The organism is Pseudoalteromonas sp. 2CM36K (assembly GCF_023161865.1).
In the GTDB taxonomy this organism is placed as follows: domain Bacteria; phylum Pseudomonadota; class Gammaproteobacteria; order Enterobacterales; family Alteromonadaceae; genus Pseudoalteromonas; species Pseudoalteromonas tetraodonis.
Map to the genome: position 1 here is coordinate 43,064 of NZ_JALNTK010000003.1, position 12,269 is coordinate 55,332.

At 40.9% G+C, this 12,269-nt stretch carries 12 protein-coding genes; all 12 read right to left on the minus strand.

Annotated features, from left to right (window positions below; translation table 11 throughout):
* Positions 1-11: 11 nt before the first annotated feature.
* Positions 12-782: an acyl-ACP--UDP-N-acetylglucosamine O-acyltransferase gene (lpxA, locus tag MTN97_RS02265; RefSeq protein WP_013465422.1), complete on the minus strand. Its 771-nt coding sequence runs from the start codon at positions 780-782 to the stop codon at positions 12-14.
* Between the two features lie 2 nt (positions 783-784).
* A complete protein-coding gene (gene fabZ / locus MTN97_RS02270) occupies positions 785-1,237 on the minus strand; it encodes a 3-hydroxyacyl-ACP dehydratase FabZ (RefSeq protein WP_036981943.1) in 453 nt (150 codons plus the stop codon).
* Between the two features lie 27 nt (positions 1,238-1,264).
* Positions 1,265-2,287, minus strand: a complete 1,023-nt coding sequence (gene lpxD / locus MTN97_RS02275; protein WP_248473585.1) for a UDP-3-O-(3-hydroxymyristoyl)glucosamine N-acyltransferase — start codon at positions 2,285-2,287, stop codon at positions 1,265-1,267.
* A gap of 7 nt (positions 2,288-2,294) precedes the next feature.
* The gene (locus tag MTN97_RS02280; RefSeq protein WP_076922209.1) at positions 2,295-2,813 is read right to left on the minus strand and encodes an OmpH family outer membrane protein; all 519 of its coding nucleotides are present in this window, start codon (positions 2,811-2,813) and stop codon (positions 2,295-2,297) included.
* Positions 2,814-2,824: 11 nt separating this feature from the next.
* Positions 2,825-5,296 (minus strand): outer membrane protein assembly factor BamA, encoded by a 2,472-nt coding sequence (bamA, locus tag MTN97_RS02285; RefSeq protein WP_069438734.1) that lies wholly within the window; start codon positions 5,294-5,296, stop codon positions 2,825-2,827.
* A 106-nt stretch (positions 5,297-5,402) separates the two neighbouring features.
* On the minus strand, positions 5,403-6,755 hold the full coding sequence (gene rseP / locus MTN97_RS02290) for a sigma E protease regulator RseP (protein ID WP_248473586.1): 1,353 nt from the start codon (positions 6,753-6,755) through the stop codon (positions 5,403-5,405).
* A gap of 1 nt (position 6,756) precedes the next feature.
* Entirely contained in the window at positions 6,757-7,959 is a 1,203-nt protein-coding gene (ispC, locus tag MTN97_RS02295) for a 1-deoxy-D-xylulose-5-phosphate reductoisomerase (RefSeq protein WP_069438631.1), read from the minus strand.
* Positions 7,956-8,822: a phosphatidate cytidylyltransferase gene (locus tag MTN97_RS02300; RefSeq protein ID WP_069438632.1), complete on the minus strand. Its 867-nt coding sequence runs from the start codon at positions 8,820-8,822 to the stop codon at positions 7,956-7,958. Before MTN97_RS02300 ends, ispC begins: the two co-directional genes overlap by 4 nt.
* Positions 8,823-8,843: 21 nt before the next feature.
* Positions 8,844-9,623, minus strand: a complete 780-nt coding sequence (locus tag MTN97_RS02305) for an isoprenyl transferase (protein ID WP_036981930.1) — start codon at positions 9,621-9,623, stop codon at positions 8,844-8,846.
* A 256-nt stretch (positions 9,624-9,879) separates the two neighbouring features.
* Positions 9,880-10,401: a ribosome recycling factor gene (gene frr, locus MTN97_RS02310; RefSeq protein WP_215908014.1), complete on the minus strand. Its 522-nt coding sequence runs from the start codon at positions 10,399-10,401 to the stop codon at positions 9,880-9,882.
* 50 nt (positions 10,402-10,451) lie between these two features.
* Positions 10,452-11,201: a UMP kinase gene (gene pyrH, locus MTN97_RS02315; protein ID WP_016899281.1), complete on the minus strand. Its 750-nt coding sequence runs from the start codon at positions 11,199-11,201 to the stop codon at positions 10,452-10,454.
* A 158-nt stretch (positions 11,202-11,359) separates the two neighbouring features.
* Positions 11,360-12,211, minus strand: coding sequence for a translation elongation factor Ts (tsf, locus tag MTN97_RS02320; RefSeq protein WP_013465429.1), 852 nt, complete (start codon positions 12,209-12,211; stop codon positions 11,360-11,362).
* Positions 12,212-12,269: the final 58 nt, after the last annotated feature.

The following is a 12,269-nucleotide window of genomic DNA, read 5'->3' on the forward strand; positions in this document are numbered from 1 at the left end:
AATGCTCTTTATTAACGCACGATACCGCGCTCTGAGCTTTTAACAAAATCAATCATCAGTTGAACAGCTGGGTATTTTTCAGCGTCTTCTGAAAGCGATTCTATCGCTTCATCAACGCCTAGGCTCTTGCGATAAAACGCTTTATAAGCGCGGCGTACTGCCATTATCTCATCACTTTCAAAACCACGGCGTTTCATACCTTCGGTATTGATTGCTGCAGGGCCTGCTGGCATCCCAATGGTGGTAACAAAAGGAGGTACGTCTTTATTTACACCAGAATACATACCAACAAATGCATGAGCACCAATTTTACAAAATTGATGCACACCTGAGTTACCCGCTAAAATAACCCAATCACCAACATGAACGTGACCCGCTACACTGGCATTATTTGCAAAAATAACGTTATCGCCAATCACCGCATCGTGTGCAACGTGAGTGTAAGCCATAAACAAGTTATTGCTACCTATTTTGGTAACACCTTCATCTTGGATTGTACCGCGATGAATAGTCGCACATTCACGAATAACATTGTTGTCGCCAATAATTAAGCTGGTTGGCTCGTTGTTATATTTTTTGTCTTGGCAGGCTTCGCCCACAGAAGCAAACTGAAAAATATGGTTACCAGAGCCAATAGTAGCAGGCCCTTTAACAACAACGTGAGACTCAATAATACAGTCATCACCAATAACAACATCATTACCGATGTAACTGTATGGTCCAACTGACACATTGTTACCAAGTTTTGCACCCGGTTCGATTATTGCCGTAGCATGGATCACAATTAAAACTCTCTTCTAGCACACATGATTTCGGCGCTACACACTGTTTTGCCGTCAACTTTAGCTTCAGCCGCAAATTTCCATATGTTACGACGCTCTTTCAAAAACTTAACATGAAGATGCATGGTATCACCTGGCACAACCGGCTGCTTGAAACGAGCATTGTCTACGGCTGCAAATAGGTAAAGTTCGTTTTCATTACGATTTTCAACCGTTTTAAACCCTAATAGACCCGTTGCTTGTGCCATTGACTCTAATATTAGCACACCAGGAAAAATCGGCTGGTTTGGGAAATGGCCGGTGAAAATGGGTTCATTAATCGATACGTTTTTAATTGCATGTAACGATTCACCAGGGGTGAAATCTATAACGCGATCAATCAGAAGCATCGGGTAACGGTGCGGTAATAAACTTAAAATTTCTTGAATATCAAGGCTATTTAATTCGTTTGCCAAAATAGCATCCTTATTAGTGTTCAACGTTCATGACTTATTCAATGCTTCAAGCGCTTTTAGACGTGACTTCATGTCTGAAAGGTTACGCAAATGAGCAATTGATTTTCGCCATTCTTTGTTAGTCGTATGAGGCATACCGGATGAGTAAATACCCGGTTCGGTGATTGATTTAGTCACCATACTCATACCAGTAATTATAACACCATCACATACAGACATGTGACCGTTAATTGCGGTCATGCCGCCAATCTGGCAATTTTTACCTATGCTGACACTGCCTGCAAGTACAGTACAACCGGCAATTGCAGTGCCTGACTGAACTTCAACGTTGTGTGCTATTTGACACTGATTATCAATAATAACGTTACTGTGAATAATAGTGTCATCGAGTGCACCACGATCTATGGTGGTGCTTGCACCAATTTCGACTTTATCGCCAATGATCACTGAGCCTAGTTGTGGAATTTTAAGCCACTGACCACGTTCATTCGCATAACCAAAACCGTCGCTGCCAATAACAGTATTCGCTTGAAATAAACAGTCTGCACCAACCTCAACATCATGATAAACGCTCACACTTGACCATAGTTTGGTGCCTGAGCCTATTTTAACACGTTCACCAATAAAACTGTTCGGACCAATTTGTACGTTATCGCCAATCACAGCGTCAGCTTCAATTACAACATTCGCGCCTATGGATGCGCTTTTACTGACTTGCGCACTGGCATGTATAACCGCACTTGGGTGTATACCACTAATGGCACTACGTGGCGTGGTATCCATTAACTGAGCGAGTTTAGCGTAATTCACATACGGATTGGCGACGATGATTTTGTTGCCTGAAAAATAAGGCGTATCCTCAGGACCCAGTATCACAGCACTGGCTTGTGTTGTTTCAAGCTGAGAGCGATATTTCTTGTTCGCTAAAAATGCAATATGCCCAGTCTGGGCATTTGCAAGTGTCGCTATTTTTTTTATTTCTAAAGCGCCATCACCTTGAAGCTCAGCGCCTAGAAGTTCCGCAATTTGCGAAAGCGTATAATTTTGCATAGATTAATTATTTCTTACTTACAGCGTCTACAACTTTTTCAGAAAGATCAGTTACTTCTTTAGGATTAAAGTAAATAGTTGTGTCTTTTACTTTAACTTCGTCGAAGTCGCCTTTTTTAGCAATCTCTTGGATAGTTTCAATGATTAGAGTCTGAACTTTAGCCAACTCTTGATTTTGACGTGCTTTAATTTCTTGCTCTAACGGACGACCCTTTTCAGCAAGGTTTTTTTGCATACCTTGAATTTTATCACGTAATGCGTCTTTTTGATCTTGACTCATTGTGGTGCTTTCACGCTTAAACTTTTCAGCTTCAAAGCGAATATCGCCTTGTAACTTTTCAAGCTCTTGACGACGCTCAGCAAATTCAGTTTGTAAAGACTGTTCAATTTTAGCCATTTGTGGAAGCTGCTTGTAGATTTCTTGCATATCTACAATACCCACTTTATGAGCAAAAGCATTAACTGATGTACCCATCATAAGTGTAGCTAAAACGGCAACAGCTGTTGATTTGAATAATTTTTTCACAAAAAACTCCTTTAGAAAGTGTTACTAATATTAAAACTGATGGTCTTGGTATCGTCATCTTCTTCTTTTTGCAACGGATACGCAAAGCTGATCAGCATAGGACCCATAGGTGAGATCCATTGTAATGATAAACCGGTTGCAACCCTAAAGCGCATTGGGTCTGAATAATCATCTAATTTTGCACGCTCATCAATACCTAAGTTTTGATAGCGATCAACACTGAATTCGGTATCCCATACATTGGCAGCGTCAACAAAGAAACTCGTTCGCACCGAACTGGTATTTTCTTCATCTAAGAACGGTGTAGGAACAATAAGCTCCATACCTGCCACTGCTTTAGCATTACCACCAATACGACCTTGTGGTATTAGCACGTCAAACTCTGACGCCCCACCAATATTACCTGTGGTTGTACCATCACCCGATGGCGTGCCTGGTATAGATTGCGGTACTCGTGATACTGCACGCGGTAAGATAGTATTTCTATCAAAGCCACGTAGTTCCATTTCTGTAATACGGAAATACTCTTGGAATGGCAGCGTCTGCTCATACCCGTTAGTAGAGCCATAACCATTACCGTAACCTAATGCCGCACGCGTTGAGAACACCCAACGATGATCGTTTGAAATCGGCCAGTAAAAACGTGAATCGTAATTTAATTTAAAGTATTTTAAATCTGAATTCGGCGTTGTTGCTGTTAGGTTTAATGTTTGTCTTGAGCCAGCGGTTGGGAATAAACCACGGTTTACCGTTACACGCGACCAACCTACACTTAACTCATACTTGGTAAACTCAAAGCCCGCATCAGGGTTCTCTGGATCGAGGAAGGTTTCACGTAATACACGTGTTTGCTCATATTCAGCGATATCTGATAGTTCTTCTTCTATCCAACGAACCCCAAAGTTAATACGGTTAATGGCATCAATTGGAAAACCAATGTTTGTCCCAAGGCCATAACTTTTTGACTTATAGTCAATCAAGCTAAACTGGCTAGCATCGTAGTTACTGTAAAAAACGCTGCTGCCTTGCGATACGCCATCTGGCGTAAAGTAAGGGTCTGTGTAAGACACACTGACACGCTCAGAGCCACGCGAGGTATTAATGTTAAAACCAATTTGGTTACCTGTGCCTAAAAAGTTAGATTCAGTTACACCAATATTAAATTGCAGACCTAGGTACGAACCATAAGCAAGACCGGCATTGAAGCTGCCCGCAGATTGCTCTTTAACAGTAAAATCAACATCTACTTGGTCATCTACACCTGGAACAGGCACTACATTAAAATCAACGGTTTCCATATAAGGTAAACGTTGAATTTGTAATTTAGAACGCTCAAGGTTTTGGTTAGATAGCCATGCACCTTCAAGCTGTGTCATTTCACGGCGCAGTACTTCATCAGCCGTGTTTTGGTTACCACCTACAATAATTCGACGAACATAAACACGTTTTCCAGGGTCAACTGACAAAGTTAGTTGTACTTCTTGGTTTTCGTCATCAATTTCTGGAATGGTGCGTACTTCAGCGTTAGCATATCCAAAACGAGCTAAGTAACTTTTTATAAACTCTTCTGAAGAAGTCACCACCGAGCCGTTATAGAGCTCTCCGGTACGAAGTGGAATAACACTTTTTATTAATTCTTCTCGGCCGAGTAAATCACCGATAAAATCAAAGCCTTTCACTTTGTATTTTACACCTTCGGTGATATTTGCCGTTACGTAAACCGATTCACGCTCAGGACTCACTGATACTTGAGTTGAATCAATATTAAAACGCAAATAACCACGGTCTAAATAAAAGCTACGAATTTTCTCTAAATCGCCTTCAATGGTTTGTTTTTGATAGCGGTCGCTACCCATAAACTGCCACCATGGTAAGTCTTGCTGCGACTCAACTAGTTGCAATAATTCTTCGTTTGAGAAAAGCTCATTACCCACTAAGTTAATTTGACGAATCGAGGCTGCATCGCCCTCGTCAAACTCAAGTCTTAATTTAACGCGATTACGTGGTAATTTAGTGACACTGATCTCCACTTTTGCATTGTATTTACCAATACTGTGAAAAAATTCAATCAGGCCTTTTTCGATGTTATCGATTACCGTTTTATCAAGCTGCTCGCCTTGGCGAATATCTTGTTGATCGAGTGACTGATTTAACTGCTCATCTTTTATGTCTTTATTGCCTTCAAATTCAATAAAGCTAATGGTTGGACGTTCAGTTACTTTAAAAATAACGTTATTACCATCGCGTAACGCTTTTATATTGTCAAAGTGACCAGAGCGATAAAGTGACTTAATTGTTTTTGAAATTGTATATTCATCAACATTGTCCCCCACGTTAATAGGAATATGCGTTAATGCAGCACCAAGTGCAACACGTTGCAATCCCTCAACTTTTAAATCTTCAACAATAAAGGAGCTTTGGCCTAGGGCTGCAAAGCTTGCACCCAATAAACTTGAAACTACCAAATGTTTTTTTATAGCCATTTTATTATCTTTATCCTTTACAACTGTATTACCGCTTAGCATCGGAAATTAAATATTTACGAGCTTTACAATCGTGTTCTAATTTGTCGTTACCACGCTTACATAACTACAAGCGGGATACATCATTGAACAAAGCGAAACATGTTAGAAAAATGAGTAGCAAGGCTCCCACTTTAAAACCAAACTCTTGTGTCTTTTCAGAGACTGGCTTTTTACGAAAAAGTTCAATTATGTAATACATTAAGTGCCCACCATCAAGCACTGGCAGAGGAAGTAAATTAAATACTCCCAAGTTAACGCTTATCAAAGCTAAAAAGCTTAAAAATGCGACTAATCCATAACTAACACTGGTGCCGGCGCCTACGGCTATGCCGACGGGTCCACTTAGGTTTTTAACCGACACTTGGCCTGTTATTAAGTTACCTATCATGTCAAAGCTCAGCGTAATTAAACGCCATGTTTCTTTTATGCCCAGCACAATACTATCTAGTGGCCCATAATGTCTAGTCTCTACAAAATCATCAGGCCACTGCTCTACAACGGGAGCAACACCCAAAAAGCCTTGCTCTATGCCATTACTGACGACCCGGCGCTTTGGAGTAACTGTTATTGTTTTTATACTATCTTGTCTTTTTACACTAAATTGTAAGGATTTGTTAGCCGATTGAGTAATAAGATTAACTAATTGCTGCCAACCGCTCATTGTTTCACCATTCACAGCTAAAATAACGTCGTTAACCTGTAAATTAGCCTGTTCAGCAGCTGAGTTTTTAGTAATAGCGGCAATAACTAAGGTTGCCTGAGGACGAAACGGTACAATACCTAACGAACTGAGCGGCGGTACATCTTGTTGATCAAGCTTCCAACCATCTAGGTTAAGTGTTTGCACTGTTTGCTGATAATTTTCGTTACGTAAGGTTACGGCAACGCTTTTATCACCTAAATGAGACATCAAAGAAAAGGTCGCATCTTGCCAATTACTTATGTCGTCATCACCAATTTTAATAATTTGTTGGGTTGGCATAATACCGGCCTGTTCAGCTCGGCTGCCTTCAACAACACTACCCACAACAGGTTTTATGGTTTGCACACCTACCATGTACATGGCCGCTAAAGCAAAAATAGCGAACAAAAAGTTCGCCATCGGCCCTGCTGCCACAATGGCTATGCGGGCTTGAACTGATTTAGCATTAAACGATAAATGACGTTGGTTTTCGGGTACTTCATCAACACGCTCGTCTAACATTTTTACGTAACCACCGAGTGGGATTGCCGCAATCACGTATTCAGTATTGTATTTGTCGTACCATTTTAGTAAGGGTTTACCAAAACCAATTGAAAAGCGCAGTACTTTAACGCCCGCCTTGCGTGCCACCCAGAAATGACCATATTCATGAACGGTCACTAGAATACCGAGTGCGAGTATAAACGAGCCTAAATTCCAAAAAAAATCGAACATTTTAATGCACCACTTTGGTTATAAACTGCGCTGCGCTCAAACGTGCTAAACGATCACACTCTAAAATTTCATCGAGCGTTTGCACATTGGTAAACTTTGCTGCCTCTAACGTTTTCGCATTCACTTTATAAATATCAGTAAAACTAATTTGCCCCTGCAAAAATGCATTTACAGCCATTTCATTGGCAGCATTCACCGTAGTGGTTGCGCCCTGTCCCGCATCACACGCGGCAATTGCCAATTTTAAATTAGGGTAGCGCGAGAAATCAGGTTTGGTGAACGAAAAATCACAAATATCAGAAAAATTTAATGGTTTAACACCCGCATCAATTCGCTGTGGAAAGGCAAGTGCATGTGCTATCGGGGTGCGCATATCAGGGTTACCCATTTGCGCTAAAATAGAGCCATCTTGGTATTGCACCATAGAATGGATAATACTTTGAGGATGAATCACCACATCAATATCGCTTGCATCACAGTTAAATAACCATTTTGCCTCAATAAACTCTAAGCCTTTGTTCATCATTGTAGCTGAGTCTACCGATATTTTTTGCCCCATAGACCAATTAGGGTGAGCAACCGCTTCATTGACGCTAACGCTATCAAGCGTATTAATATCACGGTTTAAAAATGGGCCACCAGAACCGGTTAGTAAAATTTTGCTAACCCCATGATGCTCAAGTTTTGCTTCACCTTGGGTATTTTGTAACGCACCAGGTAAACACTGAAAAATAGCATTATGTTCGCTGTCGATGGGTAATAAAGTTGCTTGATGCTTTTTAACTTTATCAATGAATAACTGACCCGACATCACCAGTGACTCTTTGTTGGCAAGCAATACTTTTTTGCCCGCTTCAACAGCGCTCAAGGTAGGGAGTAATCCGGCTGCACCAACAATCGCTGACATAACCGTATCAACATCACCATGAGCACAGAGCTCACTCATGGCTTTCTCGCCATGCATTACTTGTGTTTTACTCTCATGCTTTAAAAGCGCAGAAAGCTGCTTAGCCGCCAATTCAGATGCCATTACAGCATAACGAGGCTGGTGAGCTATACACAGTTCAGCCATTTTTTTTGCATTTTGTCCTGCGGTCAATGCAAAAATTTTAAATTGCTGTTGGTTTCTTGCAACAACATCTAACGTGCTAAGACCTATCGACCCCGTCGCACCCAAAATAACCAGTTGTTGCACAGCACTCATAAGCTAAGCGTCCAAGCAAAGCAAATAACAAACATCGGTGCTGCCGCAGTTAAACTATCAATACGGTCTAAAATACCACCGTGACCTGGTAAGCAACTGCCGCTATCTTTAAGTCCCGCTTCGCGCTTAAACATACTCTCAAGTAAATCACCTACCGCAGAAAACAAGGCAATAAACGCTGTCATAACTGCATAAATAGGCCATACAGAGGTATCAACGTTAGTGTAATAACAAAAAGCCAGTACAAATAACACCGCAGCAACCACGCCACCTGCGAGGCCTTCTATGGTTTTATTTGGACTAACTTTAGGCATTAACTTATGTTTACCAAAACTTTTACCTGTAAAGTAAGCGCCTATATCGGCACTCCATACAATGCCTAATACAACTAAAATAAGCACAGAGCCATAGTGAGTAGATTCAGTATATTGCGCACTACGCAGTGTGTTAAGTGCAAGCCATAGCGGTACTAAGGTCAACAAACCAGCAATGCCGCGCATCACAAGCCCTTCGTTCCACCCTTTGGCCATAGCAGGGTAACGCCACACTAAATAACTGGCTACCAACCACCAAGAAAACGACAAGGTAAATAAGTAATTAGCATCGCCTACAAGTTGACCATTTTGCCATAGAGTCTCTATAGGCCAATGCAAATTGAGTAACCCTAGTAATACTGCCACTAATAATACAAAGGCGCCACGTTTTGGCTTATCGCATAGTCCCATAAAGGCAGACCACTCCCACGCGCCCATTAATACAATAGCACCCGCAAAATAACTAAATAACGTTAGTGGGGTGTAAAAAACCAAAGCCAGTGCTAATGGCGCTAGCACTAGCGAGGTTAAAATACGTTGTTTTAACAAAATGATGACCCTTAATCTATTTTAGGTTTGAGCGAGTAATTGTTTTATTTGTTCGCCCGTGCAACCAAAACGTCGCTCTCTGGCAACGTAACATGCAATGGCCTCTGCAAAAGCAGCTTCATTAAAATCAGGCCAAAGTGTATTTGTGAAATAAAGTTCAGCGTAGGCTGCCTGCCAAAGTAAAAAGTTACTAATTCTGACATCGCCACCGGTACGGATCAATAAATCAGGCTGAGCTTGATCTGCCATACTCATATGCTGTGCAATATGTTCTTCTGTAATATCTGCTGGGTCAATTTCTCCATTCGCTACTTGTAAAGCAACTTGCTTAGCAGCGTGAGTCATATCCCAGCGACCACCGTAATTTGCCGCAACATTTAAGTGCAGCCCGGTATTGTTCGCTGTTAGTTCTTGAGCTGTATGTACTTTAGCGCGCAAGCTTTCAGAGAATCGAGATAAATCTCCAATGATGGTTAGTTTTACGTTATTTTTTTGTAGCTTTTTAACTTCTTTACTCAGTACAAATAAAAAAAGCTCCATAAGTGTATTTACTTCGTCTTCAGGGCGGCGCCAGTTTTCACTACTAAAAGCAAATAAGGTTAACGATTGTATTCCTAATTTAGTACAAAACTGCACGGATTGACGAACTGCATCCACGCCTTTTTTATGCCCATATACACGAGGTCTATTTCTAGCTTGTGCCCAACGCCCGTTCCCATCCATGATGATGGCAACATGTTTAGGTAAACATTGCTGTGAAATTGTATCAGCGTCTAGAACCATAAATTTTGTGTATTCCATAAAAAAACGCCGCCTAGTATACCCCAGACGGCGTTTCAAAACTAATAATTTTAACCTGTACCCGTGATAATAAATCTACATAAAGCAAATAATTATACAGCTAACAACCTTGTATTTACTGATAATCGAGCCAATAGTAAAGAGTAAACACAATCTGCTACCCTTTAAAATCAAACAATTAAAGTTAAGTGCGAAGGCATATAAACAACGACTTAGTTACTTTAGTAAAGCTGTTAATCCGAGCCTAGATTAGCAATTAGATTTCCATCAACTCAGCTTCTTTCGCTGTTAGTTGCGTATCCATTTCTTTGATAAACTTATCAGTGATTTTTTGGATAGCATCTTCAGCTTGACGCGCTTCATCTTCAGAGATGTCTTTATCTTTTAATAAGTTTTTAATATCGCCATTTGCATCACGACGAATGTTACGAATAGCAACACGACCGCTTTCTACTTCACCACGTACGATTTTAATTAAATCTTTACGACGTTCTTCAGTCAATGGAGGAAGTGGTACACGGATCACTGTACCTGCAGACATTGGATTTAAACCAAGGTCAGATGCCATAATGGCTTTTTCAACAGCTTGCGCTAATGACTTATCAAATACACCAATAGCCAATGTACGTGAGTCTTCAATTGTTACATTTGCAACTTGGTTTAACGGTGTTGGTGCGCCGTAGTACGACACCATGATGCCGTCTAAAATTGCAGGATGAGCACGGCCAGTACGAATTTTAGATAATTGACTACCAAGTGCTGCTACACTTTTTTGCATGCGCGCTTGCGCATCTTTTTGAATATCGTTAATCACGGTTTAATCCTAATCTAGTTACTAACTTCATCTGAGGCTTGTGAAGAAATAAGGGTTCCTTCTTCTTCACCCATTATTACGCGTTTTAATGCGCCTGATTTATTCATATTAAATACGCTCAATGGCATATTATGGTCGCGAGCTAATGTAAATGCCGCTAAATCCATTACTTTTAGTTCTTTATCAATAATTTCATTGTAGCTTAAGTGACGGTAAAGTGTCGCATCTGGGTTTTTAACCGGATCATCGCTAAATACACCATCTACTTTGGTTGCTTTAATTACTGTGTCAGCTTCAATTTCAATGCCACGTAAACACGCTGCAGAGTCAGTTGTGAAGAACGGGTTACCCGTACCAGCTGCAAAAATAACTACACGACCTGTTTTTAATAAGCTAATGGCTTCTGCCCAGTTATACGCATCACATACGCCATTTAAAGGAATGGCTGACATTAAACGGCAATTTACAAATGCACGGTGCAACGCATCACGCATAGCAAGACCATTCATCACAGTTGCAAGCATTCCCATGTGGTCGCCAACAACGCGGTTCATACCCGCTTCGGCTAGTGAGCCACCACGTAAAAAGTTACCGCCACCAATAACTAAACCCACTTCTACGTCGAGTTCTACGAGCTCTTTAATTTCTTGTGCCATACGATCTAAAACTTTAGGGTCGATGCCGAAGCCTTCGTCTCCCATTAAAGCTTCACCACTTAATTTGAGAAGAACACGTCTAAAAATAGGTTTGCGATTGATAGTCATAGTTTTGGGGCCAACTTTTATTGAATTATGGATAAAAAATAACCGCGCTTATGTTAAACATAAAAGCGCGGTTATTTTAAAGAATTTCTAAGCGTGACGCAAAAGCAAATAGTACTTTAATTGCATGTATTTTCCTTTGGCATCACAAATAGCTAATCTTACTTAGCTTTAGCAGCTGCAATTTGAGCAGCAACTTCAGCAGCAAAATCTTCTTCTTTCTTCTCGATACCTGCACCAACTTCCATACGTACAAAGCCAGTAACTGTTGCGTTTTTCTCTTTAAGAATTTCGCCAACAGACTTTTTAGGTTCCATGATGAAAGCTTGACCAGTAAGAGAAACCTCACCAGTGAATTTTTTCATACGACCAACAACCATCTTCTCAGCGATTTCAGCAGGCTTGCCTTCATTCATCGCGATGTCGATTTGTACTTGCTTTTCTTTTTCAACAACATCAGCAGGTACATCATCTGGCGTTAGGTAGTCTGGGTTTGAAGCAGCAACGTGCATTGCAACGTGCTTAAGTGTTTCTTCATCAGCAACACCTGCAACAACAACACCAATACGCTCGCCGTGACGGTACTCAACTAGTTGCTCACCAGTGATGTACTGAAGACGACGTACATTGATGTTTTCACCAATTTTAGTTACTAGCTCAACACGATCTTCTTCAAACTTAGCTTGTAAGTCTTCGATAGATGAAGTGTCAGCAATAGCAGCATCTGCAACTTTATTAGCAAACGCTAAGAAGCTTGCATCTTTAGCTACGAAGTCAGTTTGACAGTTAACTTCTACAAGTACTGCAACACCCGCGTTTTGCTTGATGATGATAGTACCTTCAGCAGCGATGTTACCTGCTTTTTTAGCAGCCTTTGCAGCACCGCTCTTACGCATGTTTTCAATCGCTAACTCGATGTCACCATCAGTCTCAGTTAACGCTTTTTTACAATCCATCATGCCAGCGCCAGTACGCTCGCGTAATTCTTTAACTAGGGCAGTAGTTACAGCCATTAGTAAATCCTCAAATCTGAAATCAGGTTTAGATAAGCGGGTTACCCGCTCCACAAGA